This window comes from Planctomycetaceae bacterium (assembly GCA_039680605.1).
Classification (GTDB): Bacteria; Planctomycetota; Phycisphaerae; order SM23-33; family SM23-33; genus JAJFUU01.
This window is the reverse complement of the sequence record JBDKTA010000019.1, coordinates 1-25,135: the sequence shown is the minus strand read 5'-3', so window position 1 is coordinate 25,135 and position 25,135 is coordinate 1. Positions and strand designations below refer to the sequence as shown.

The 25,135-nt window shown below is 63.0% G+C and carries 22 protein-coding genes; 9 read left to right on the top strand and 13 right to left on the bottom strand.

Going from position 1 to position 25,135, the window contains the following annotated elements; translation table 11 throughout:
• Positions 1-223: 223 nt before the first annotated feature.
• The 6 genes from ABFD92_05605 to hisH all read left to right on the top strand — a co-directional run bounded on the left by ABFD92_05605 (position 224) and on the right by hisH (position 4,743).
• Complete coding sequence (locus ABFD92_05605) at positions 224-1,390, top strand: prepilin peptidase (protein MEN6503994.1); 1,167 nt, start codon at positions 224-226, stop codon at positions 1,388-1,390.
• Between the two features lie 25 nt (positions 1,391-1,415).
• On the top strand, positions 1,416-1,670 hold the full coding sequence (locus ABFD92_05600; protein ID MEN6503993.1) for a hypothetical protein: 255 nt from the start codon (positions 1,416-1,418) through the stop codon (positions 1,668-1,670).
• 278 nt (positions 1,671-1,948) lie between these two features.
• The gene (locus ABFD92_05595) at positions 1,949-2,623 is read left to right on the top strand and encodes an OmpA family protein (GenBank protein ID MEN6503992.1); all 675 of its coding nucleotides are present in this window, start codon (positions 1,949-1,951) and stop codon (positions 2,621-2,623) included.
• A 195-nt stretch (positions 2,624-2,818) separates the two neighbouring features.
• Positions 2,819-3,544 (top strand): OmpA family protein, encoded by a 726-nt coding sequence (locus tag ABFD92_05590; GenBank protein MEN6503991.1) that lies wholly within the window; start codon positions 2,819-2,821, stop codon positions 3,542-3,544.
• A 190-nt stretch (positions 3,545-3,734) separates the two neighbouring features.
• Positions 3,735-4,049: a hypothetical protein gene (locus ABFD92_05585; GenBank protein MEN6503990.1), complete on the top strand. Its 315-nt coding sequence runs from the start codon at positions 3,735-3,737 to the stop codon at positions 4,047-4,049.
• Between the two features lie 76 nt (positions 4,050-4,125).
• Positions 4,126-4,743: an imidazole glycerol phosphate synthase subunit HisH gene (hisH, locus tag ABFD92_05580; GenBank protein MEN6503989.1), complete on the top strand. Its 618-nt coding sequence runs from the start codon at positions 4,126-4,128 to the stop codon at positions 4,741-4,743.
• Between the two features lie 79 nt (positions 4,744-4,822).
• Here the strand turns inward: hisH and lon are convergent, their stop codons facing one another.
• The 6 genes from lon to ABFD92_05550 all read right to left on the bottom strand — a co-directional run bounded on the left by lon (position 4,823) and on the right by ABFD92_05550 (position 14,477).
• Complete coding sequence (gene lon / locus ABFD92_05575) at positions 4,823-7,282, bottom strand: endopeptidase La (GenBank protein MEN6503988.1); 2,460 nt, start codon at positions 7,280-7,282, stop codon at positions 4,823-4,825.
• 3 nt (positions 7,283-7,285) lie between these two features.
• On the bottom strand, positions 7,286-7,702 hold the full coding sequence (locus ABFD92_05570; GenBank protein MEN6503987.1) for an Hsp20/alpha crystallin family protein: 417 nt from the start codon (positions 7,700-7,702) through the stop codon (positions 7,286-7,288).
• A gap of 135 nt (positions 7,703-7,837) precedes the next feature.
• The gene (locus tag ABFD92_05565; protein ID MEN6503986.1) at positions 7,838-9,424 is read right to left on the bottom strand and encodes a Do family serine endopeptidase; all 1,587 of its coding nucleotides are present in this window, start codon (positions 9,422-9,424) and stop codon (positions 7,838-7,840) included.
• Between the two features lie 55 nt (positions 9,425-9,479).
• On the bottom strand, positions 9,480-12,323 hold the full coding sequence (locus ABFD92_05560; GenBank protein MEN6503985.1) for a hypothetical protein: 2,844 nt from the start codon (positions 12,321-12,323) through the stop codon (positions 9,480-9,482).
• Positions 12,324-12,463: 140 nt separating this feature from the next.
• Complete coding sequence (locus tag ABFD92_05555; protein MEN6503984.1) at positions 12,464-13,369, bottom strand: DUF58 domain-containing protein; 906 nt, start codon at positions 13,367-13,369, stop codon at positions 12,464-12,466.
• A 397-nt stretch (positions 13,370-13,766) separates the two neighbouring features.
• Entirely contained in the window at positions 13,767-14,477 is a 711-nt protein-coding gene (locus ABFD92_05550) for a PTS sugar transporter subunit IIA (protein ID MEN6503983.1), read from the bottom strand.
• A 300-nt stretch (positions 14,478-14,777) separates the two neighbouring features.
• Between ABFD92_05550 and ABFD92_05545 the strand changes: the two genes are divergently transcribed.
• Positions 14,778-15,836: a hypothetical protein gene (locus ABFD92_05545; protein ID MEN6503982.1), complete on the top strand. Its 1,059-nt coding sequence runs from the start codon at positions 14,778-14,780 to the stop codon at positions 15,834-15,836.
• Positions 15,833-17,077, top strand: coding sequence for an enolase C-terminal domain-like protein (locus ABFD92_05540; protein MEN6503981.1), 1,245 nt, complete (start codon positions 15,833-15,835; stop codon positions 17,075-17,077). Before ABFD92_05545 ends, ABFD92_05540 begins: the two co-directional genes overlap by 4 nt.
• A gap of 51 nt (positions 17,078-17,128) precedes the next feature.
• Here the strand turns inward: ABFD92_05540 and ABFD92_05535 are convergent, their stop codons facing one another.
• From ABFD92_05535 to ABFD92_05520, 4 genes are all read right to left on the bottom strand, one after another.
• The gene (locus tag ABFD92_05535) at positions 17,129-19,141 is read right to left on the bottom strand and encodes a hypothetical protein (GenBank protein ID MEN6503980.1); all 2,013 of its coding nucleotides are present in this window, start codon (positions 19,139-19,141) and stop codon (positions 17,129-17,131) included.
• A 194-nt stretch (positions 19,142-19,335) separates the two neighbouring features.
• Positions 19,336-19,635 (bottom strand): hypothetical protein, encoded by a 300-nt coding sequence (locus ABFD92_05530; GenBank protein ID MEN6503979.1) that lies wholly within the window; start codon positions 19,633-19,635, stop codon positions 19,336-19,338.
• A gap of 59 nt (positions 19,636-19,694) precedes the next feature.
• Positions 19,695-20,414: an RluA family pseudouridine synthase gene (locus ABFD92_05525; GenBank protein ID MEN6503978.1), complete on the bottom strand. Its 720-nt coding sequence runs from the start codon at positions 20,412-20,414 to the stop codon at positions 19,695-19,697.
• Between the two features lie 124 nt (positions 20,415-20,538).
• Positions 20,539-21,555 carry a metallophosphoesterase gene (locus ABFD92_05520; protein MEN6503977.1) on the bottom strand — a complete coding sequence of 339 codons (1,017 nt, stop codon included), beginning with the start codon at positions 21,553-21,555 and terminating at the stop codon, positions 20,539-20,541.
• 108 nt (positions 21,556-21,663) lie between these two features.
• On the opposite strand from ABFD92_05520, the gene ABFD92_05515 reads away from it, so the two are divergent.
• The gene (locus ABFD92_05515) at positions 21,664-23,067 is read left to right on the top strand and encodes an alpha-L-fucosidase (protein ID MEN6503976.1); all 1,404 of its coding nucleotides are present in this window, start codon (positions 21,664-21,666) and stop codon (positions 23,065-23,067) included.
• Between the two features lie 6 nt (positions 23,068-23,073).
• Here the strand turns inward: ABFD92_05515 and ABFD92_05510 are convergent, their stop codons facing one another.
• From ABFD92_05510 to ABFD92_05500, 3 genes are all read right to left on the bottom strand, one after another.
• Complete coding sequence (locus ABFD92_05510; GenBank protein ID MEN6503975.1) at positions 23,074-23,952, bottom strand: hypothetical protein; 879 nt, start codon at positions 23,950-23,952, stop codon at positions 23,074-23,076.
• Positions 23,852-24,490: a hypothetical protein gene (locus tag ABFD92_05505; protein ID MEN6503974.1), complete on the bottom strand. Its 639-nt coding sequence runs from the start codon at positions 24,488-24,490 to the stop codon at positions 23,852-23,854. Before ABFD92_05505 ends, ABFD92_05510 begins: the two co-directional genes overlap by 101 nt.
• A 63-nt stretch (positions 24,491-24,553) precedes the next feature.
• Complete coding sequence (locus tag ABFD92_05500; protein MEN6503973.1) at positions 24,554-25,018, bottom strand: transposase; 465 nt, start codon at positions 25,016-25,018, stop codon at positions 24,554-24,556.
• Positions 25,019-25,135 lie beyond the last annotated feature (117 nt).

Sequence of the window (25,135 nt, the reverse complement as noted above, 5' to 3'; positions counted from 1 at the left end):
GGGCGTACGTTGGAGGAACTCATTGGTGTGATCGGCCAAGCTCTCAGGGCCGTGAGCGCGGAGGAGTGCCAAGGCTACTTCCGTAGCTGCGGATACGCTACAGATGATCGCTAGATGCTCTAGGATCTTCTTCTTCGGTTTTCTTCTCCTTCGTCGGCTGTTGCATCCGTCCTTCGGCAGTGGTACTGTCTGGGCAGTTTCGCCAGCTTTAGGGAGCCCACGGATGGTGCATGTAGTCGTGATCATTTTCCTGTTTGCCCTGGCCGCTTGCGTGGGCAGCTTTCTCAATGTCGTCATCTACCGCCTCCCGCGCGGCGAGAGCATCGTCTTTCCCGGCAGCCACTGCCCCAAGTGCGGCCGCGCCATCCGATGGTACGACAACGTCCCGATCGTCAGTTGGCTGCTGCTGCGGGGCAAGTGCCGCTTCTGCGACGAACCGATCTCGCCGCGGTACCTGATGATCGAGGCGCTGACCGCCTCGTTGGCGGTGGGCCTGTACCTGTGCTTCTACGTGCTGGAGATTCGCGACGGGCTGCGCGGCGTGCAGCATAGCTGGCCGACGTTCGCCGCCTATGCGGTCCTGCTGGGCGGGCTGCTTGTCTGCTCAGCGGTCGACATCGAAAGCTGGATCGTGCCGCTGGAGGTGTGCTGGTTCGTCTCGATCGTGGGGATCGTCGCCGCCACGGCCAAGCCCCCCACCCCTAATTTCATGCCGCCCGTGCCGGCGACCCTGGGGGCGATGTCTGTGGCGGCGGTTCTGGGGCTGGTGCTGGCCATCATCCTCCAGAAGCGAGGGCTGATCCAACCGTCCTTCGTCGACGCCACCGACGCGCCCGCCCCGCCGCCGGGCCAGCCCCGCGTGGCGGTGGCCGTCACCAAGAGCGCCGGCGTCAATCCGCGCAAAGAAGTTCTCCGCGAGGTGCTGTTCCTGGGTCCGGCCATCGTCCTGGCGACCGCGGCGTATCTCGTCGTGACGCGCGTGCCCGAAGCCGGCGCCTGGTGGCGGGGCCTGACCGACGGGGACGTCGTCGGCCAGTTCTTCGCCCCGCGGATCGGCGCCTTCCAGGCGGCGCTGTTTGGATACCTCGTCGGCGGGGCGCTGGTCTGGGGCATCCGCATCCTGGGTACACTGGGTTTCGGAAAAGAAGCGATGGGACTGGGCGACGTGCATATCCTTGCTATGGTCGGGGCGGTCTGCGGGTGGGTCGTGCCGACGCTGGCGTTCTTCGTGGCCCCGCTGTTCGCCCTGGTCTGGGCAGCCAAACTCTGGCTGGGACGGCGCCAGCGCGAACTGCCGTACGGACCTTGGCTGGCCATGGCGACGCTGGTAGTAATCCTGTTCTATGACTGGTTCATCGGCCTGTTCCACGGCCGCGCTTTTGTCGGGTAGTCATCAACGGAAAAGGATAGAGCCCATGAGGTCGATCAACTCGATCAAAGGATACGTGTACCTGGGCATCAGCGTGCTGGTGCTGGCCGCGGCGATTCTGTTCGTGCTGCTGCAGTGGGGAAATGTTTCTCGCATCACCGCATACGGCCCTGCCGTCGACGTCAACACGCTACTGCTGGTCTTTTTCTCAGCGGTGGGCGGGGTGGTGATGGTGCTGATGGTGCGGTTGCTGCGGCACGCCGTGCGGCTGCTCCGTAGGTCAGGCCCGCCACAGGCCTGATACGGTGAGGGAGAGGTTAGATGGAACCTCTAACCTTTCCCCTACCCTCCGCTTGGGCATTCGTTGTTGATAAGCTGTTAAGTGGCTGTGGATACCCGGGCCGGGCGGGCCAATTCCAAATGCAGAAATTCTTGCATCGCCCCGCCCGGACCCTGTACAATCCTTAGCGCAAAATTTGCCGCTGGGGTCGGTGGTCGATTTATCTGACAAAAAGCCCCACCGCGGCATAGACTATTGACCCCGGCCCGTGAAAAGCCGGATCACGAAAGGAAAATGCCATGCGCCATGCAAAAATGATCAGCGTCATCGTCGTATCGCTTTTCGTCGCCCTCGCCGCCGGTTGCGAAAATAAAAAGGACGCCCAGATCAAGGCCCTGTTCCGCGACAAGCAGCTTCTGACTCAACAGAAAGACGAACTGAGCAAACAGCTCAGCGAGGCCCAGGCCCGCCAGGCCGAACTCCAGGCCCAGGCCGACGCCGCCCGCGGTGCCCAGGACCAGCTCGCCGCCGCCCAGGCCGAGGCCCGACGCCTCCAGACTGAAAATGAAACCCTCAAGGCCCGCGGAAGCCAAGTCGGCGAACGCCCCCGCGATGATCAGATGCAAGTCGGAGAAAGGGCCAGCGTCGAGGGCGACGTGCTCTTTGCCTCCGGAAAGGCCACCCTCTCCGGGCGCAGCCGCGAACTGGACAGCATCGTCTCGCGCCTGCGAGGCGCCAGCCGCATCCAGGTCATCGGACATACCGATAGCGACCCGATCAAGAAAAGCAAATGGGCCAGCAACTATGACCTGTCGAATGCCCGCGCCGCGGCGGTCAAGCAGTACCTCATCAGCCGCGGCGTCAGCGCCGACATCGAGACCATGGGCGTGGGCCCGGACCAGCCCGTGGCCTCCAACAGCAGCCCCACCGGAAAGCGGCAGAACCGCCGCGTGGAGATCAAGGTCATCCGCTGAGGCAACCTGACGCGGCGGGCTGGCCCCGCTCCGTTACGTGACCCAACCCAGCCCGCAGGCGAGACTCTCGCATGCGGGCTTTTTTTTTGCCCCGCGTCCCGTGCCACATTTTGCTTGACCGGATGGCTCAGGGATGATTCTGTAGTGTGTTCTCGCCCCTCGTGGACAGCGGGCGACTTACGAAAGGATACCTCGATGAGCGCGCGAACGATTTCTCTGGCGGTAGTGTCGGCCTTTGCATTCCTCATTGCCCTCGGCTGCGATCCCCAGGCCAAGGACAAACAGATCACCTTCCTGACCCGCGATCGTGATGAACTGCTGCGCCAGAAGACCGAATTGACCAAGGAAATTGAAACAGCCCGCATGCAGTACGCCAAGGCCGTCGAGGCCATGGACGCCAAGGAAGTCGAACTCAAAGCCGCCCGCGCCCGGGCGATCGAGCTCGAAGGCATGATCGGTCAGCAGACCGCCGCCGGCGGCAACACTACCGGCCGGACATACCGCGAACCGGTTGACGGCGGTCCGGCCCGCGTCCGGCCCGCTCGCGGCGGCAGGCAGATCATCGGCGAAGTGGCCGGCGACGTGCTTTTCGGACCCGGACAAGCCAGCCTCACCCAGACCAAGAGCGCCGAACTCGACCGGATCGTCGCGACGATCAAGAGCAAGCATCGCGGCGCCCGCATCCAGGTCATCGGACATTCCGACGGCGACCCGATCAACAAGTCCCGCAACAAGTGGAAAGACAACTACGAACTCTCCACCGCCCGCGCCAACGCCGTAAAGCAGTACCTCGTCAGCCACGGCATTGCGGCCGGCGACATCGAGACCCAGGGCATCGGATTCGATCGCCCGCTGGTCAGCCCGGAAAAGAGCAAGAACGACAAGGCCAAGAACCGCCGCGTCGAGATCGCCATCCAATAATTGCATGCCCCGCGGAGACCGCGGAGACCGCAGAGAAGCGAACGATAAGTTTCTGCATCTGCGGTCTCTGCGAGATCTCCACGGTGAAATATCCGGCTGGCGAGCGGGATGTCTTTCCTTTATCCATTTATGCCATTCATGGACATGTCTTTCCCGTTCCGGGAAGAGACTGTCGGGGAAGGAACTGCAAATGTCGAGTGCATTGAAAGTGGCAATGGCTGGCGCCATTCTCCTTAGCGCGTGCGGCTGCAACAACCAGCCCAAGGAGAACGCCCCAAATCAGCAAGCTCTGCAATCTCCGTGTGAGGAACAGTACAAGAGAATCAAGGTCATGGAAATGCAGGCCCGGCACTCTGCTCTGGCTCTGGAACGCATGAACGAAGATGTCGCCAGGCTTACAGATGAGCTGCAGAGACAGCGAACCGAATCGATCAAGGAGCGGGAACGGTTGCGGGCAGAAATAGAGACGCTCATGAAGCAGTTGGCGGCGAAGGAAAACAAGTAACGTCAAGCCTGCTTGATCATGGCCTGTGGCCTTGGGAACGTAGTTTTTTCGCGCCCGCTGTGGTAAAACAATACGCATGATCGCAGTGATAGATTATGGCATGGGCAATCTCGCCAGCGTACACAAGGCCTTGCAGCGCGCCGGCGGCGACGCGCGGCTGGTGCGCACGGCGGGAGAATTGCTCGGGGCATCGAAGATCGTCCTGCCGGGCGTGGCGGCCTTCGGCGACGCCATCGAACAGCTCCGCCGACAGGGGCTGGTCGAGCCCATCGTCCAGGCCGTTCGCGGCGGCGTGCCGTACCTGGGCTTTTGCCTGGGGCTGCAGATGCTTTTCAACGTTTCATACGAACTCGGCCAGCACACGGGCCTGGGCCTGCTGACGGGCAAAGTGGTGCGGTTCGACTGGGACGGACTGGGCGGTCGGCGGCTGGCCGTGCCCCACATGGGCTGGAACCAGTTGCGCCTGCGGGGCAATTGCCCTCTGTTCCGCGGCATCGCCGACGGCGCCTATGCATATTTCGCCCACAGCTACCACGTCGTGCCGATGGAAGACGCGGTGGTAGCCGCCACCACCGACTACGGCTACGACTTCGTCTCGGCCGTTTGGAAAGACAACATCTTCGCCACGCAGTTCCACCCCGAGAAGAGCCAGGCGGTGGGCTTGCAGATCCTCTCGAACTTCGTCTCGCTGTGACGGACCGCCTTCCAGGCAGGCCTGACGCTGAACTCATTGCGAATGTCGATTATTGGATCAGCCCATGCGCAGATCCATTCTACTTTCGTTTCTTGTGCTTTCGCCGCACGGGCGGGGCGGGCTCGGCGGCCACATCCATGGCGGCTTTGAGCACGTCGTCGACGGTCTTGACGAAGACGAACTTGAGATCCTTCTGGGCGTCGGCCGGGACGTCCACAAGGTCCTTGTGATTTCGCTCGGGCAGGACGATGACACTGATGCCGGCTCGTTTTGCGGCGAGGACTTTTTCCTTCACGCCGCCGATGGGCAGGACGAGCCCTCGCAGGGTGATCTCGCCGGTCATGGCCACATCGTGGCGGACCGGTTTGTTCATCAGCAGGCTGGCCAGGGCGGTGAACATGGCCACGCCGGCGGAGGGGCCGTCCTTGGGCACGGCGCCGGCGGGCACATGCACGTGGATATCGGTCTCGGCCAGGCTCGCCGGCGGCACGTGCAGGTCGGCGGCGCGGCTCTTGATGAGGCTTAGCGCCGCTTGGGCCGACTCCTTCATCACGTCGCCGATCTGCCCGGTGAGGGTGAGGTTGCCCTTGCCGGGGTATCCCGCCGCCTCAATGAAGATGATCTCGCCGCCGGTAGGCGTATACGCCAAGCCGGTGGCCACGCCAGGCACGCTGGTGCGCTGGGCGAGTTCGTTTTCAAATCGCGGCGGTCCCAGGGTCTCGGCGATGAACTTGCTGTCGATGCGGCGCTCGTGCTCTTTGCCTTCGGCCACTAGCGCCGCCACAGCCCGGCAGACAGCGCCGATCTGTCGTTCCAGCTCGCGCACGCCCGCTTCGCGGGTATAGCTGTCGATGATCTCCAGCAGCGCCTTGTCCGGCCAGGTGACCTGGGCGCTCTTGAGGCCGTTGTCGTCGAGCTGCCGCTTGACGAGGTATCGCCGGGCGATCTCGAGCTTCTCACTTCGGGTGTATCCGGGCAGCTCGATGACCTCCATGCGGTCGCGCAGCGCCGGGGGCACCGGGGCCATGTAATTGGCCGTACCGATAAACAGCGTCTTGGACAGATCGAAAGGCACGTTGAGGTAGTGGTCCTGGAAAGTGTTGTTCTGGGCTGGGTCGAGCACCTCCAGCAAGGCGCTGGTGGGGTCGCCTCGAAAGTCGGCGCCGACCTTGTCCAACTCGTCGAGCATGAAGACCGGATTGTTGGTGCCGGCCTTGCGAATCTCCTGCACGACGCGTCCGGGCATGGCGCCGATGTAGGTGCGGCGGTGTCCGCGCAATTCCGCTTCGTCGTGCATTCCGCCCAGGGACATGCGGATGAACTTTCGCCCCATGGCGCGGGCGATGGACTGGCCCAGCGATGTCTTGCCCACGCCGGGGGGGCCCACGAAGCACAGGATCGGCCCGTGCGTCTCGGGCGCCAGCTTGCGCACGGCCAGGAACTCGAGAATGCGGCGTTTGATTTTTTCCAGGCCGTAATGGTCTTCGTCGAGAATGCGGCGCGACGTGCCGATCTCGAGCTTGTCGGTGCTGCTGACCGACCAGGGCAGTTCGATCATCCAGTCGAGGTACGTGCGGATGACGTGGTATTCCGGCGAGGCGCTGGGGATCTTCTCCATCCGGTCAAGCTCGCGCACCGCTTCCTTGAGCACCACCTCGGGCATGCCGGCGGCGTCGATCTTCTTGCGCAGGTCTTCCAACTCGACGGTGCGTTCGTCGCCCTGGCCCAGCTCGTTCTGGATGGCCTTGAGCTGTTCCTGCAGGTACATCTCGCGCTGGCTCTTGGTGATCTTGGCTTTAACGTCGTCCTGGATCTTCTGCGACAGTTGCAGCACTTCGATGTAGTGCTGCAGTTCGCTGACGACCCGCCGCAACCGCCGCCCCACCGAAAGCTCCTCGAGCATCTCCTGCTTGACGGGCACATCCAGTTGGAGGTTCGTGGCCAGAAAGTCGCTCAGCGCCCCGGCGGTGTCGATGTTGTTGAGCACGACGGCCGCTTCGTCGGGAATGTTGGGCGACAACTCGATGATGCGCCTCGCCAGGTCGCGAGCGTTGATCATCAGGGCCTCGATCTCGTTAGACTGCTCGGCCTGTTCGTTGGCCACGGCGACGCGGGCCTTGAAGTACGGCTGCGTCTGCAGCCATTGCTCGACTCGCACTCGCGTCAGACCCTGCACGATGATGCTCTGGGTGTTCTCCTCCAGGCGCAGCAGCTTGAGGACCATGACGGCCGTGCCGAACTGGTAAAGTTGCTCGGGCGTCGGGTCCTCGACGTTGGCATCTCTCTGGCAGACGGTGATGATGACCTTCTGGTCCGGCAGGACGCTCTCGATCAGGTGTCGCGACTTGTCGCGTCCAATCGACAGCGGCACGACGGTTCCGGGGAAGAGCACCAGGTTCCGTACGGCCAACACGGGCGCCTCGCTGGGGATGGAAACGGTGGTTTCCTCGCCCTGGGCGGGGCTTCGTGAGCCGGGAACGACAACCGCTCCGGCGTCGTCATCGCCGGTAATCTCTGTTCTGCTTTTATCGCGTGCCACAACTCACCCCTTTTTAGGAAGGCGGATAGTCAGAAACCCCAGTCGATAGCCGGCGGTGATCTCGGCGGCATCGACGTCCGGCGGCAGTTTCAGCGCCCGCTGAAATCGCCCATGGTCGATCTCCATCAGGTGCATGCGGAGGCGTTTCTCCTTGCTGGGGGGGTTGGGCATCTCCCGCTGGCCCGAGAGCACCAGTCGGTCGGACTCTACGCTCAGGTCGATCGCCGCTGTGTCCACGCCCGCCAGATCCACCAGCACAAAATAGGCGCTCGAATCTTCGTACAGATTGACCGACGGCGTCCATCCCCGCTCGGCGGCGTACTTGTGATATGTGGTCGTCAAGACGTTGTCGACCCATGAAAAGAGATCCTGATCGCGGCGCGTGACTTTTCCTGCCGCACCGATGTGTACCGTCGACATGCCGTTGCTCCTTTCGCCCAAGTATTCGGAAGCTGCTGCAAAACCGAAGTATTATACGCCGGCCAGGCCATTGGGGGTAGGCCATAGGGCCGGGCCAGACCCGATCCCTACGACCTATGACCTACCCCTAGCCCCTTATCTTGGCGTCAGGAACACGTATGCCGTGCCGCCGTTGGGCGTAATTGCCCGGATCCGCGCGCCCTTCTTGTCGGACGTGGCATCGGTGAACTCTTTGGCCGTCGTCACGCTCTTACCGTTGACGTCGGTGATCACCATCCCGCTCTGGAGCCCTTCGTCGGAGGCCGGCGAGCCCTGGCGAACGTTGGTGATGACCACGCCCTTGACCTCCTCGGGCTTGGCGTAGCCTGCCGCACGGGCGATCTCCGGCGTCACCGGGCGCACCGTCAGGCCAAACTGCTCGGCCGTGACCGGTTCGGCCGGCTTACCCTGTGGCGTCTGGTCCTGCTCGCTCTTGCGGCCGGTGATGGCGGCGAGCATGTCGCTGGGTTGGGCGGCGATCTTGACGTTGAGGGTCATCTTCTTGCCGTCGCGATAGACTTCAAACGGCACGGTCTTATCCGGTTCCAGCGAGGCCACGACGTTGCGCAAGGTGTTGACGTCGGTGATGTCGGCGCCGTTGACCTTGACGATAAAATCCTGCTCCTTCATGCCCGCAGCAGCCGCGGGCCCGCCGGGACCGATCTTCGTCACCAGGGCGCCCTTGTCGTTGGGCAGGTTGAAGCTTTCGGCCAGGCGCGGCGTGACGTTCTGAATCGAGACGCCCACGTACCCGCGCGTGACCTTGCCCTTCTCGATCAACTGCGTCATGACGCTCTTGACGGTCTTGCTGGGAATGGCCAGGCCGATGCCCTCGTTGACACCCGTGCGCGAGATGATCGCCGTCGTGATGCCGATGATCTCGCCGCGCATGTTCACCAGCGGACCGCCCGAGTTGCCGTGGTTGATCGCCGCGTCGGTCTGGATATAGTCCTCATACCCGCGCTGCCCGGTGGTGCGGCCCAGGGCCGAAATGATCCCCGCCGTCACCGTCTGGCGGAAGCCTTCCGGGGCGCCGATGGCCATGACCCAGTCGCCCACCTGCATGGTGTCGCTGTCGCCCAGAGGCGCGTCGGTGAGATTGGCGGCGCTGATCTTGATCACGGCCAGGTCCGTCATCGGGTCGGTGCGGATCCAGTCGGTCTTGACGGTCTGCCGGTTCGCCAGCACCACCTCGACCTGATCGGCGCCGCTGACGACGTGGTTATTGGTGAGGATGTACCCTTCCTTGGCATTGACGATTACGCCGCTGCCCAGCCCGCGAGAGAAAAACTCCCGCTGCCGGGGTTGATTGGGTCTGGCCTCCGGCGCGCCCGGCGACGAGGGCATGCCCGGTTCCTGTTCAAAGAAGCGGCGCAGAAAGTCCTGCATCGACTCGGGCATGTTTTCCATATCGGGCATCTGGCCCATCGTGATCTTCTTGGTGACGCGCACCTCGACCACGGCAGGACTGGTCGCCTTGGCCACCGCCACAAACAGCGGCGAGAGCTTGTCGTTCTGGCTGAGTTGCTTAAGCTGGTCTCGCAAGGCCTGCGTCTGCCCACTCTCGACGGCATAGGCGATCTTGCTCACATACGCAGGCACTACGTAGTACGCAAGGGCAGCCGCCACTGCCGCCAGAACCAATACGATCACCGCACGAGATTTGCCATGCATTTTTGACATTGTTCACAGCTCCTTATTTTCTGCGTGGACCTTCAAACCCATTTGCTTAAAACTGTTACGGCTTCTTCTGCTTCACGGTTCGCCATTTTTTTATGATCGCCGAAAACGCCATCGCAACCCACAGAACCGCACCCGCGGCCGGCCCCCGTGCCGCCGACGACGTCATCTCGCCTCCCGACGGCGGACCCAGACGCGGCAGGAGCATATTCCCGTCCGCGTCAATCACCCCGCGTCCATGCCGGAACGCCTCGACCTCGGCCTCCCCGGCGTCAACAAGGCGGATCTTGCCGGCATCGCGGCAGAAGCGGTTCTCATAGATCGCTACGGGCGGATGTCCTCCGGTAAGCGATGCCACCTCCGTCACGAGTCGATAGACCGCCTCGCCGGGCTTCAGGGGCGAGCCCGCCCAGCTGACCGGCCGCGACCGCTCGCCCGCCCTCAGTGAAATATTACGCACCTCGATAGGCCGCTCACTCATCGAATATAGACGCAAAGCAGCGCGGGCGTCCCAGTCGTGTTCCCCGCCCCCCTGCATGGGCAAGATGTCCGTGCAATTTTCGAGCGTCGCCTCGAAATGCCGCCAGTCGGCTCCAATCTGCTCTGCCGGCACTGTCATCGTCCGCCGGTCAGATAATTCTGCCCCCAGCACATTCGCCGCCCCGCCGGAAGGTGCGCGGGCATCGAAGGAAAGGCGATATGTGCCCTTGCCGGAAGGCACGTCCTGCACGGCTTGGGCAATCTGCGGCACCGGAGCCCACTTCGAGCACTCCAGCGTCAGGACGCCGCCCTCCTGCCGCGCGCGGTCGAGCTGCCAGTTATCGCCAGGGATTTCCGCTTGCGGCTTCGCGACGCCCGTCGCCGGTGCGACCGTCACCGACTCGACATGTCGCCGGAAGGTCGGATCCGCCGCCAGGATGTACTTCACGCCATACGCGCTGAGGAGATAGTTGTCATCCAACAACTCTCTCCAGGCCGGCGTCTCGCCGGTGGGGCCAAATCCGAACACGTGCGACGGCACCGGGCTCTTGAGCGGGCCGTAGGAGTTGATCGTCGCAAACCCGTAGAGCTGCCCCCACCGCGGCCGCAGCAACTCCGCCGGACGGTCCGCATAGCCGCTCGCCAGCGACCAGATGCGATAGCCCCCGAGGTCGCCGTGCTCTCGCAGCCATACTGCGGCGGGAGGCTCTGTTGGCGCCTTGGATCCGCCCGGAACATCAACAAACGCCGTGATGAAGAACAAGTCCGCCAGTAGCAACGCCACGAGCAAAGGCTGCCGCCGCTGCGGCAGGAGCAGCCAGGCGCGCACAACCAGGATCGTCAGGACCGTCAGCGCCAGGGGCACCCAGATGGCCGGGCTGCCCGGCTGCAACGACTTGCCGGCCTCGTCCGCCCAGCCAACCATGAACGCCATGCCGTCAGGCCGCTGCGGCATCCAGAGTCTCATCGCAAAGGTCAGACCCGCCAATACCGCCAGCACGCCGAGCATCACAGCCGGGAGCACCCACGTGGCGCCACGGCGAATAGCCCGTAGCATGGGCGTCTCGCCCATGAGTAGCACGGGCATCTTGCCCGTGTTCCCCTGTGGCATGGGCGTCTCGCCCATGCTCTTGTTGTGTGGCATGGGCGTCTCGCCCATGCTCTTGTTGTGTGGCATGGGCGTCTCGCCCATGCTCTTCTGTGCTTCCCCCACGGCCTGGACGGACGTGGGACTCACCGGCGAGACGCTCGCGCCGCGCCGGATGCGTGCAGCGCAGACGTGATTGACCGCCACTGCGGCCAGCGTCGCCAGCGCCATGTCCACCGCCAGCAGCATGCGCGACGGGCAGCGCACCAGGCTCAGGCCTGGAACCATATGCACCAGGCGGTAGGTCGGCAGATAATAGCCCAGCATCCAAACTGCCGCCCCCAGGCCGATCCAGGTCCAGACACGCACGAGCCGATTGGCGGTAGCGTGGGCCGCCGCCAGCGGCGAAGACTTGCGGTAAAGCTTCCACACCGACGCCCCCGCCAACACCAGCGTCGCCAGGCCGACATAGCCCAGCGTCTCGCATAGGTGCCAGGGCCCCCACCACGGCTGACTGTACAGGCCGTTGGGCGTGCGCGTGCCGAAGATCAGCGGAAAGAATTCCATCACAGCCGAAAGAGGGAAAAAGCTGTTCTCGCCGAAGGTCAGGTACCCAATGCCCGTTCGCGTACTCTGGCGCGCCACGGCCAGGGTCTGCGCAATCTGCGGCGCGGCCGCCAGAATCGCCATTACGCCGGCGGCAAGCAGCGCCGTCGCCGCGCGGATAAACGGCCTGGCACGGAGCAGGAAATATGCCCCGCAGACGAGCATCATCTGGACGAGCGTGGGCCAGTGCCCCGCCGCGATCGCCAGGAAGATCACCGGCGCCCCCACCAGCGCCGCCCGCAGCGGCCTGGGACCGGCCTGCTCGATGCACCAGAGCATCCAGCCGAGCATGGCCGCGGTCATGATCATCGACAGGTGTACGCGGTGGCCGACCATGAACCCGCAGAACATGAACGCGACGGCCCCGAACAGGCTCGCCGTCGGGGCCAGAGCGAGCGTCCGCAGATACAGATACGCCCCCGCCCCGGCCAGCGCGAAGGCGATGAAGATCGACAGGCTGTACGCCAGCGGCGCCTCGAGCACCGCGAACAACCACGTCGCCGGATGCAGCACGGCAGACTGCGGATCAGCCATCAGCGGAGCGCCGGTGCCTTCGAGCGGATCCGTCAGCGGCCACTGCCCCGCCCGCAGCGCCTGGCCGACCATGACGCGCGCGGGGTAGAAGAACATCACGTCGTCTTCGCCCGCGCTGACGGGATCCGTCCAGAGCGGGTACAGCATCGCCATCGGCAAGACTGCGATGAGCAACCATGGGAGACACTTCTTCATAGAACAGGTATTCTAACGTTTTGAGAACCGCGGGGGCAACGACGCCTGGTGGCGCGGGTGTCGATCCCGCGGATACGCGCGGGGCAAGCCCCGCCGCTAATAGATGTGTCTGAACGTTCTTCTCGACTCTTGCCCGTCTGCTATTTGCTGTTCAACACCCCGCTCTTGCGGAGGGTCAGAAGGATAAGCTGCTCGAAAGGCTCGTCGACCGGCGCGGCGATGTACGTGGCGCCGCGGGCGGCGGCGACGCGCTGGCAGCCGCCCTGGAACGCCTGCCATCGCTGACGGTAAGCCGCCGCAAGTTCATCGCTCACATCCACCGTCATCGGCCGGGCGCTCTCCGCGTCGCGCAAGAGCAGCGGACCGCGCCAGGAGGGTTGCGAGACTTCTGGCGACTGCACGTGTACGATCGTGCTCTCGCCGGGGCGCTGCTGCAGGCAGGCCAGGGCGTCGGACAGCTCCGCCGGGCTGTCGAGCAAGTCGCTGATGATGTAGACCCCCGCCGGGTGCGAAACGCGCCGGCAGTATTCCTGAACGCACCGCAGCAGGTGCGTGTGGCCGCCGCATTCCAGGCCCGCCAGGTACTCCAGCAGAGGCAGGATCTGGTCGCTGTTGCGGGCGGTTTTCATTTCAGTGCCCAGGGTGGCGGAGAAAGGCCAAATCGTCACGCGGTTGAGGCTGGTCATCGCCACGTACGCCAGGCACGCCGCCACGCGCAGGCTGTAGAAGAAGGTCTCCTCCCGCCCCGACGGAGCCATCGAACCGGAGGTGTCGAGCAGGATCGCCACGTCCGTCTCGTGGTGCTGGTGAAACAGCCGCAGCAGCAGCTTTTCCATGCGGGCGTAGTACGGCCAGTCGATGAACCGCATGTCGTCGCCGCGGGCATACGCACGGTGATCGGCGAACTCGAGCCCATCGCCAAGTTGGCGACTTCGCTGCTGCCCACCCGAGCCGCCGCGGGCGAGGGTCTTGACGAGCATCCTCAGCCGCCCCAAGCGGGCGAGAAAGCTTTCGTCAAAGATCAAGTTTGTGCGGTTAGATGGCATGGGCGCGTGCTGGGAAAGAAGAAACCGACGACAAGGACGACATAAGAGTTCCTATGTACGCATTACTGCATCTTTGGATCGTTTGAGCCTCGAAGAGGCTCTGGGGATTTAGCCGGGGGCGCAGCCCCCCGAAAACGCCCCCCATGGAATCGGCGCCCCGGAGGGGCGACAGGTTGTCAGAGCAATGAGAACCCGCCCGCCCCTTTGGGGCGGGTGGCACATCAGGCGCTTTCCGGGGGCTTCGCCCCCGGCTAGACCCCAAGTGTCCTTTCGGGACGCAATAGCGCCGACCAAATTTTATCGTCCTCGTCGTCGTCCTCGTCCTCGTCGTCGGTTGTTATCTTGTTGTTCATACACCGAAACGGCCTGGTCCTGGTGTCGGTTGTCGTCTTGTTGTTCACGCACCGGAAAGCACGACCTCCTCCCGCTCGAGCAGCATCGCTCGCATCGTATCGCTGTCGGGGCATTCGAGCAGATCCTGCACGAATTTACCGTCATGCAGCATCGCGCTGAGGCGGGCCAGCACGTGCAGGTGCGTGCGCTCGTCTTTGCAGCAGATCAGAAAGTACAGTCGCGTCAACGACCCGTCGACGGCCCCGAAGGGCACGCCGCTGTGCGTGAGGCCGACGGTTACGAAGCTCTCGGCGATGTCGTACTCCAGCGGGTGGCGCGGGTGCGGCAGGGCGACGCCGGGAATCATCGCCGTCGAGCAGATTTCTTCGCGGGCGCGGATTTCGGCCAGGACGTGGTCGGCGTTGTAGATCAGTTCGCCCGCCAGGCCCACCAGGTGGCGCAGGACCGACTCCCGCGTCCGCGCGTGCATGGGCACGGCGATGCCACCGATGGGGATCATCGGCGCCGCCAGCAGGGTCTCGTGGTCGAACCCGTGATGCGCGCTGACGCCTCGGCCGATGTCGCGCAGGCGGCGGCGGTCCATCTCGTGGAGGCGCTGCTCGACCCAGTGGTCGATCTCGCCCTTGACGAACACCAGGCGCTGCCCGCTCTTGCGGCAGGGAATGACCCCGCGCGAGGCGAGCTTCTGAACCTCGCGCAGGTCCATCTGCAGATAAGCGGACACCTGCTTGTCGGTCATCTGTTCGCGGGGCATAGCCTTATCCTAACGCATACTGACAGCCGATAGCTACAGTGGGAAGCTGTCAGCTACCAGCTTTCACAAAGAGAATTACCACAGAGGCACAGAGATCGCTGAGGAAGAAACAAAAACGGACGTTCCAGCTCATGCTTCTTCCTCTGAGCCCTCTGTGCCTCTGTGGTAAGTTTTTAAGCTGACGGCCGAAAGCGGTTAGCCGAGAGCTGCTATTTGACTTACAGGCCGGCGGAAGCTACAGTGCTTTCGTTGGCATGTCGTCCGTCCCCTGCGATGGCCGGATTAGGAAAGGATAACGGTATGGCCGATAAGAGCGGACAGTTCGATTGGGTTGTCAAAATCACGCGAACCGCCCTTTGGATCACCCTTGGCGCACTGGCGCTGGCCGTGCTGGCGGCGGCAGTGCTGGCGGTTGTCGCGCTCTATCACGGTCGCTTCGCCCAGGCCCTGGTTCCCGTCGGCGTGATCATCTGCGCCATCGCGGCCGCCATCTGGACCGTCGCCACGTATGGCGTGATCAAGGTGGTCGTCTCCAACGAACAGGCCGTTTCGGCGATGGCCGACCGGTTGGCGGACATCGAGCCGATCTTCGCCGACCAGAGGGACTCGATGCATGCCCTGGTCGACCTGGGCAAGCTCTCCGACCAGGCCAAGAGCCTGGTGTACCACGAGGTCGAAGTCGAGGCCTTCCGCGAAGCCATCCACGCCGACCTGATCCGCCAGGATTACCGCTCGGCGCAGTCGCTGCTGGAGTCCATCGAGACCAAGCTCGGTTACGCCGACGAGGCCGCACGCCTGCGAGAGGAAATGGAGTCCAACCGCAAGGCCTCGCTCGATGAGAAAATCGACACCGCCGTGCGGCGCGTGATGAGCATCATCGCCCGCTTCGACTGGACGCGGGCCACGCGCGAAACACGGCGCCTCCAGAACCTCTTCCCCGACAACCCCAAGATCGCCGCCCTGGTCGGGCACGTCGAGCAGGCGCGCCAGAAACGCAAGAGCGAACTGCTTCAGGCCTACGGTGAAGCCACCCGTAAGAATGACGTCGACGCGGGCATCCAGCTCCTGACCGAACTGGACAAGTACCTCTCGCCCCAGGAAGCCGGCGCCCTGCGCGAAAGCGCCCGCGGCGTCTTCCGCGCAAAACTCCATAACCTCGGCGTCCAGTTCGCCATCCGCGTCAGCGAACAGCAGTGGGCCGAAGCCGTCTCCGTCGGCGAAGAAATCATCCGCAGCTATCCCAACAGCCGCATGGCCCAGGAAGTGCGAGACAAGCTCGGACAGCTCCGCATGCGGGCCGCCCAGAACTCCCCTGTGGCCTCATCGCCCTCGGGCGACGCCGGTCCCACAACCTCTTGAATACGACCACGTTCAGACCGCAGCGCCTGTTCATCTATCGGTCCGCCGCGGCGATGCGCACCTTCGAGCACGCCGCCGCCACGCGCGACGTCGCCGAGTCTATCGTCGTTCGCGTCGAATTCTCCGACGGTCTGGCCGGATGGGGCCAGACCCTCCCCCGCCCCTACGTCACCGGCGAAACTCTCGAATCCGTCGCCGCCGACCTGGAAAACATCCTCTGGCCGCATGTGGCAGATAAGCCCCTTACAGATCAAGATGCTCCACCCTTCGTTAGCGGTCGAGCTTGCTCGACGGGTTGTGCCCCAGACCCTAAAACGCGCGGGGCAAGCCCCGCCGCTAACGATGGTTTGCCTGATCTCGCCATGCCCTTAACCGACCCCTCCGGACGCTGCATCAATGCCGCTGCCTGCGCGATGGACCTGGCGTGCCTGCGACGCATCCAAGGCGCAACCGGCCTGCCGCCGCTGCGCCGAACTATCGAGTCGCGAGTCTCGGGAGTTCTGGGCAGCCGCAACGTCGCCAAGACCGCCAAACGCACCCGCCTGATGCGCCTGGCCGGACTGCGCGACTTCAAGCTCAAGCTCGGACTGGGCGACGACCTCGACCGCCAGAACCTTGCTGCCGTGCTGCGCCTGATCGGACGGGATATCCACGCCGGAGGCTGCACCCTGCGCGTGGACGTCAACGGCGGTTGGAACATTGACGAAACGCCCGCACGCGTCGAAGAACTCAAAGCCCTCGGCATCTGCGCCGTCGAACAGCCTGCATACATCCCGGCGGCAGCGTTTGTCGAACTCGCCCGCAAATGCTCGCTGCCGCTGATCGCCGACGAAGCCCTGCTGACGAAAGACGACGCCAACACGCTGCTGACCGAACCACAGAAGATCTGGTGGAATATCCGCCTGAGCAAGAACGGCGGCCTCGTCAACTCGCTGCTGCTGGCCCATCGGGCAGCCGCCGCCGGCGTCACCTGGATCTGCGGCGCCATGGTTGGCGAGAGCAGCATTCTCTCTGCCGCCCAGCGCCGCCTGCTGCAGTACGCCCCTCCCGCGCGGTTCATTGAAGGCAACTACGGCCGCCTGCTGGTGAAAGAAGATCTCACCCCCCGCTCGCTGCGATTTGGCTACGCGGGCAAACTCAAACCTCTGCCCGCCCCAACGCCCACCCACCCCTTGGGGATCAGCATAGACCCCGCCCGCGTCTTGCGCTGCAGCCAACTCCTGGCCCGCCTGGAAGCGTGATGCAGAGAGAGACAATTACCGCAGAGTGGCACGGGACGGCTCTTATTTCCTTCAATACTCAAAAACAACCGCTGTGTGGCACTCGAATCTGGGGATCGTCAAGCTGATGGCTTCGCCCGCCGGCGTCGCTGCAAGCGGTTGCATGGACGGAATAGCGTAGACGCGCTTGATCTTTTTCGGCAGGCGGACGGTCAGGGGGATGTTGGTCAGGGGGACAATGTCTTCGATGATCTCGCAGCGGCCTCGCTTCATTGGGGTCGCGTACGTCAGGTGCGCGACGTAGCGATTGTCGCAGGGTTGGTGGATCAGGGTCGCGCGGCCGGCGCTGGGCATGGTCGTCTCGAGCATCGGCTGGGTGTACAGCGCTTTCAGGCAATTGAGGAAGAGCTGGCGATGCACCCTGGCGCCGTGGCGGTGGTACATCGTGCCCAGGTCGTGCGCGGTGACGATCACGTTGCCCTTGCGGAAGGCGGCTGGGTGGGCGGCCGGCTCCGTGCGGTTGGGCGTGTTCTGGTGCGAGCAATACTTGGCGTACGTGCGGTCGAAATACGGTTCGTAGATCGCCGCCAGCACCTGCGTACCCGCGGCCGGGGCGAATCTCAGGGCTGCTTCGTAATTCAGGAACGGCGTTTCTGGCAGATCCTCCCCCACCGCCGCAGCGGCCTGGGTATAGTCGTTGGCGTAGGCGGCTGCGCCCTGATATTCGGCCCCGACGTCCAGCAGGCACTTGCTGCGCGAGGCGTCGAGCGCGCCGGCGCCCATCGCCAGCACCTTGCCACCGCGGGCGAGGAAGGCATTGACGATTGCCGCGGCGACGTCATCCATGCAGGGACTGCCGGGTATCACCAGCACGTCGATGCGCTCGTCGATCTTCGCGCCGGGGCGGAGCATCTCAAACTCGGTCTGCGTCTCCAGCAGCATCGACGCGGCGCCCTCGTCGACCTCGCCGTTTTCGCTGTGCAGCAGCGCCAGATTCGAGACGGGAACGCCCGGCACGCCGTAGGGCTCGATCTTCTCGATATACTCGAACGCGTGGCCGATGTTGGCGTAGGTGGACAGGTCCATGTGGCCGTCGGGGTGCATCTGGTCGCCGAAGTTGCACCGCGCGCCGTTGGCGATCATGCAGGCGGCCTCGTACTTCATCGCGTCGCGGTGCTTGAAGCCGCCGAACTCGCCCCACATCGTGTGGAACTTGCCGCTCATCGCCACGACGGGGCGGCCGACGTTGTGGAAGAGCCTCGCCCGCAGCGGGAACTTGTTGTACCCGCCCCAGGTGGTGGGCAGGTCTTCCAAGTCGTTCTTGGAGTTGTGCCGGTAGATCGCGTGCTTGTAGAGCCCATTCATGCTCGTGGGCGTCGTGCCGTTGAAGTAGATCGTCGCGCCGGGCCTGAGTTGCTCGACCAGGGCGGCGACTTTGCCCTGATGCTCCAGCAGGGCGCCGATGCGCCAGGTCATGGCGGCGGCTTCATTGGAAGCATCCACGCCGGCGGCGGCCATGCCGGCGCGGCAGGCGTCGCAGTAGCACGCGTGGGTCATCGAGTAGATGTCCAGCCAGATCCCGTCGGTGGGATACATCCGGCAGACTTCCTCGACATGAGCCATCACCTGGTGGTGGTACGGACCCACCGGGCACAGCAGCGACCAGTTGACGATCGGCTTGGGGTCGTCCATCTTGACCTTGGCCGGGTCGTACCCGCAGATCGAGCCGTCGGCGTTGCGATGGATCCATTCCGGGTGCTCCAGCGCATCGTTGGCCGACCAGCCGACGGTGATGTACGTCGAAACTTTGACGTCGATCTCGTGGCAGGCCTCGATCTGAGCGCCCAGCAGGTCGTGCGAGAGCGTCGGGTGCATGCGGCCGACTTTCGTCGGGTAGTAGCACCACGAGTGATGGCACTTGCCGAATATGTTGATGAGGTTCACCCGCCCGAGCCGCAGGGCCTCCTGCCAGTTCTTCTTGTCGAACCTGCTGCCGACGGCCGGCATGTGCTCGGAGGTATGGAAATCCAGGTGTACCTGGCGGCACCGTTCGTAATCGCGCTGCTGGGAACCGATGTTGCTCATCAAAGCCTCGCTGGAAGGATTTCACGACCCGTCACGTTTCGGGCGTGCGGTTTCTTACACCGATTCCGTCCCGGTATCAAGCGGTAGTCGCAGTTCCACTTCCAGGTCGAACAACTTTCCCGGCCCCCGGCTTCGCATTTTCAGAACAAAGATCGGAGGATTCCCGCACGGATGCGAAGTGTATATCAGTCGACCTAGGTCTTCGCGATCTTCATTTCTTCTTCTTGGCTTTTGAAGGCCGGCCGCCGGGGTTGGAGAGCAGGGGCGGCCCAGGGCGGCCTCAAGCTTCTTGACGAATCCCACCGACCCCAGCGGCCTGTATTCTTGCCCCAATGCAGCGCCTGGGCAAGCGTTTGCGCGTCTTTGTCATCTCGCAGGTACTCCTCCCACGAGCAGATCGCCACCTGATGCTGAGTCCACTGCTGCATCAGATCAAGATACTGCCGGCAGTCGCCGTCGCCGAAGAACGTCGGCTGGCGAGCCGTTCGAGACATAAACAAGACCCGATCCCCACACACGCTCGCACAAAACCCGCCCGTCCAGCGTCCGCCGCTCATGGCCGTACAATCCGCTGGGTCGGCTCCAGGGGGGGCAGGCTTATGTTTCCCACTAGGCTGGCGAAACAGGCTGGGATCTTTGCCTCAAGCACAATCCTCTTGCCGCTGCCGGGGTGCAGGAAAGATATCGACCGCGCGTGAAGGGCCATGCGTTTGTGCATCCGGCTCTTCCTGCCATACTTGGCGTCGCCCACCACCGGGTGGCCCTTTTCGGCCAGATGCACGCGGATCTGATTCTTTCTGCCGGTGGCCAGATCGATCTCCAGCGCGCTGAAGTCTCGGGTCTCCTTCAGGACCCTGAAGACGGTGGTGGAAAGCTTTCCGATCGATGCGTTTTGCGTGCTGTAGACAACGTGCGCCGCATTTTCGGCCAGGTACGACGTGATGACCCCGGATTTCTCCGGCAGCTGGCCGTAAACGACAGCCAGATATCGCTTCTCCGTCTTGTCCCACTGGTCCTGCAGGCAGTTCTTGGCGGCAGGAGTCTTGGCGAAGATCACGATGCCGGAGGTGTCCCGGTCGAGCCGGTGTACGACGAAGATGCGCCTGGGCGACCTGGCGCAGCCCTTACGGACATAATCCGTGAGAATATGGTAGGCGGTCTTCTCCCTTTCGGTGGCCGACGCGATCGTAAGAAGCTTGGGCGGCTTGTCGATAACAAGGATATCGCGATCCTCGTAAATGATCTCAATGCCTTTTAGACGATCTTTTGCCATTTCGAGCGCCCACTATAGCACAAACGCCAGGCGACAGTTCGGAGTTAGAAGCTGGGGACTTCTGCCCGCCCGCGGGCAAGATGCCCGTGAAACTCAAGGATCGTTTTCCCAAAGATCTGGGGACCTAGGATCCAGGATCTGTTTTTGGCTGCGTCGCCGGCCGCGTGGAGGGCCGCGTGGTCGGACGGGGTAGCAGGGTGAACTCGTCCATGACTTCGCCGCCGACAGCCAGAGTCTTGCCGCTGATCTTCGCACCGTCGATGAAGATCTGCGTGACCATGAACTGGGGCTTGGCGTAAATCTTCTCCACGCCGTTGCGGACGAGCATGGTGTCGCCGAACTCCTTACCGCGGGCGCCGTAGTACACGTCGCCGTCGACGGCCTCGCCGCGGCGGTTGAGGTAGTAGATCTGCGCTCCAGCCAGGGCCTGCGTGATATAGCTGACGTTATCGCGGAAGGTGCGGTAGTAGGTGTGCTCGTGGCCGGCGAAGACGGCGATCACGCCGTATTTGTCGCAGAGGCGGGTGAAGTCGTTGGGCTGGCCCGGCACCTCGCGCGGGCGCTTCTGCCCGACGCTGTAGAGCGGCTGGTGCTGCCAGATGAACAGGTGCCGCCCGGCCTTCTTGCCCTCGGCGAGCTGCTCTTCAAGCCATTTCATCTTGTTGGGCTTTTCCCAGACGTTGGGAGCCCCGATCTGGATGAACCGCGCGTTGCGGAAGTCGAAGCTGTAGTCCCACGCCGTGATGCCGTGGAAGGCCTTGTACATCCCCCAGCCCTCCGCCGTGGCCAGTTCATGGTTGCCCACGCACGGCCACGTGGGATACTTGCGCATGAACGGCCCGGCCGTGCGCTCCAGGTCATCATACAGGCTCGCGTGGCCGGACTTGACCATGTCGCCGGTGGTCAGGGCGAACGTCGGGGCCAGGCTATCGGCCAGTTTGACCACGCCGGGGAAGTGCTTGGAGTTCTTTGTGTCGCCGAAGACCACGAACGAGAACTTGTCAGTCGTGAGCTTTTTTTCAGCCTCGGCAGACAGCGGGCGCGGGTCGTACGACTTTTCAGGCGGAAACGCCCAGACCGCCGAAGCCAGCAGGATTGCAGCCAAGGCCACTGTGACGCTGTAGGTCGCTCGTGCTCTCATGCACCTTTTAACACGCGCTGAACGATTGCGGATTGCGGATTGCGGATTGCGGATCGCAGATTCCAATTGGAAATTGCATATCGGAAACTGGAAATTGACAATGGGCCCATGCGAAACATTCGAGCCGACCGAATCACGATACGCCCCGACGAAACCTCGCACCTGTACATCCGCAACAAGACCGCCCTCACCGGCGAAGCCGAGATGTACTACTTCGACCTGTATGCCATGTGGAAGGGGCAGGCGTCGGTAGATCTGGCGGCCGACGTTCAGGCGGCAGGCGAGTACCAGGTGGCGCTGTGCTGCTCGGTGCCGGGCAAACCGGCGGCGGTGCGAGTGTCGGCAGGCAAAAGCGAGGTCGCCGCGGCCATCGGCAAGACCTGGGGGGTCTGGACGGGCGAGGATAAGCGCGACTACAACTTCGAGCGCGTGACGCTCCCGGGTACGCTGCGGCTGCGCGAAGGGCCCGTCACGATCAGCGTCCATGCAACGACGGGCAAAAAACCCAAGTCGCTCAACGTCTCCTCGATCGAGCTGACGCCGGTGCGGGCGCAAAAGGCCCTGGCCGCACGCGAGGCCGCCGCCCTGGCCGAGCGGCCCAGCCCGGCGTGGTTCTCGCAGCTTGGGTACGGGCTGATGTTCCACTGGCAGCCCGGCCGCAGCGACCTGAAGGGACGCACCAAACTGTATCAGCAGATGGTGAACGATTTCGACGTCAAACGCTGGGCCGACATGATCGAGGACACCGGCGCTCGGTATGTCTTCATCACCGCCAACCATGGCGAACCGCACTTCCCGGCCCCGCTGGAGTTCTGGGAGAAGATCCACCCCGGGTCGACGACGCGGCGCGACCTGCTGGCCGAGATGAGCTACGAGCTCGAGCGGCGAAGCATGCGGATGTGCGCCTACCTCAACTGCCCCACCTTCGCCTCGCTGTCAACGTGCCGGAGCATGAAAAAATACGTCGACCTGTGCTGCCGGATGTTTGAGGAAGTCGGATCGCACTACGGCCCGCACCTCGCGGCGTACTGGCTCGACTCGTTCTATCAGCCCTACATCAAGTGGGGGCACCTGGACATCCACACGATCCTCAAGGCCGCGCGGACCGGATTCGACGGCCGCATGATCGCGTTCAATCACTGGGCGTTCCCGGTGCCGACGCAGGCGCAGGATTTCTGGGCCGGCGAGGTGTTCCAGACCCTCGCCGCCGCGCCCGACCGCAAGCATTACCACGACGTGAGCGACAGCGCTCTCTTCTCCGCCGGTGCTGGAAATGGGTTGCTCTACCACGCCCTTTACAGCCCCGACTGCAACTGGGGCTGTGGAAAGATCGAAAACGGCAAGATCGTGGATAACCCGATTTGGGAAGCGGAGATGTTCGGCGGGCATATCAAACACTGCGTCCAGCGCGGCGGCGCGGTGACGCTGAACCTGGGCTGCCTGATGGACGGCAGCATCGCCCCGGCGACAGCCCGCTGGATGCGCAAGATTCGCAAGATCGTTCGCGGGTAAACCTTGTTATTGGCTTTCCAAGGGCAGAATCATGTCCGCGCCCTGGCCCAAATACGACGGCGGCTGCTCAGGGTCCGTCGAAGAAGGCTCAGTCCGGGCGGGTTGGGTGGTTGGCAAGCGATGTGCCGTCAGAAAAGCTTCGAGTTGCCTCTTTGCACTGTCAGGCTTGACAGAATTGAGAAAATCATCCCACTGGCGGCCTTCGGCCGCGGTCAGGCCGCCGCGCCAGAGGCAATATCTCACCAGAGCCAGACCATCGAGAACTACCTTGCCAAAGTGATCCTTCTGGAACTTTGCATCCACTTTGCACCATGTTGCATAGCAGATTGTGGCAAGGGGGCGATTCCCCGGCGGGAAACTCCATCGGACCGCGCTGGAACTTTTTTCCCACTTACCATTGCTCAGCAGCGGCTCTTGAGGCAGTTTCAGGCTGATGGACAAGGAAGCACTGTCGGCCAGACTGAGAAAAGGGGAACTGCCTGCGAATGCCTCGAACGGAAAGCATAAAAGCAGTCCGCTCAGCAAGGCGCCATCGTTGGCAGAAGATTGAGAGCTGCTGACAGGTCGGGAGGAAGAGACTCCCTCGTTTTCTTGTTCTTTGCGGCGATATTCCTCAAAAGATTTCGCTGTCGCCCGGGCATCGGCCAGGAAACGCAGTCGCTTGTCGGCGGGGTCGATGCCCATCCTGGAGGCAATGAACGTGCGGCACAGGGCCATCGCCTGGTTGGCTTTGGATTCTTCATCGAGAGAAGGATCCAACGCGATTCGTGCTATCTTCGGCGCGTCATCTGCGGCGACATACCCGTGTTCCATGAGGTACAAAGCCACTCGGGCGACGATTTCCCGCTTGTTGGCGTTGTCGGTCACCAGGCCGTTGTCGGACATGAACAGGTAGATTCGCAAGGTTCTTGATGTCTTTGCGCAGATTCTGGTCTAGGAAATCCTTGAGCTTGGGGAACTCCTTTTCCTTCCCCAGGTGTTCGCTGAACCACCCTTTCAATATTTCCGCGATGGCGTCAGCGGACTTGAGCAGACCCGCCATATGTTCGCCCAGGTCATCCCCTCCTTTGAAACGCTCGACGTAGAGAGTGACGCTGCCCATCTGCGTGCGAAAAGTGCGATATTCGCCTGCCCCATCCAACTCGCCCGGAAGTTTCCCCGAGAAAGCCCCCGCAAAAGTCTGACGGACCTCGCCGGGTTTGCTCAGGCGGGTTGAGTAAGCGTTCTCCAACGACCGCAACTTGCCTGGCGCCAGTTGCGACTGGGGTGATGCGGCACCTGTCGAATGCTGCGTCCATCCGGTAATCTGGCGATGCATGGAGTCGTCCCTGGCCTCCATTGTGATTAGGTAATCATCGTGATCGCACGAGAGACACAGCACCGCCATGATCCCCAGCGATATCGCGTATCCACATGATTTCATCGTTGTCCCCTTCAATGTTGTCGCCGTCAGCATATGGCGCCGACGATGATAATGGAATCAACTTTATCTGCTTCTATGAAAAGGCCAATCGTCATAGGGCGTCACAAATTCCCATTGTTGCGCCGGGAGGTGGTGCTTGGGCGGGTTTGAGTCGATGTAGCGGATACAGGTTCGCATCGACTCGACGCTGTCCTTGTAGACCGAGCAGGACTCGGCACTCCAGATCGGGTGCGTGAGGGCGGCGTCTTTTCGCCTGCGAAGCACGTCGGCGCTGGCGGTTTTGAGGCGGTGGGCGATCTCCTCGTATTTCAGGCGATGCTTGCGGACCAGCAGATGCGCGTGGTTTCGCAGAGCGGCGCAGGCGTAACAGGTTAATTTCTCGCCCTGAATGACTGTGGAAAATGCTTCCGCGATCGCATGCAGGTCTGGCGGGTCGAACCAGAGGATCGGGTATCGTAACTGTGGCGCCGCGATCCTGTAGAAATCGCGGAGTTGCTGGGTCGTCGGCTGCGGGGATTTCCGGTTCATCCGGAATGAGCGTGCGCAGGGGTTGAAAAAACGTGGACACGAGTGTTCTTTCTGGAGTTGTGAACGACTTCAGAAGGAGAACAACACGTGTCCACTTCGTTACTGTATCACGGGTTT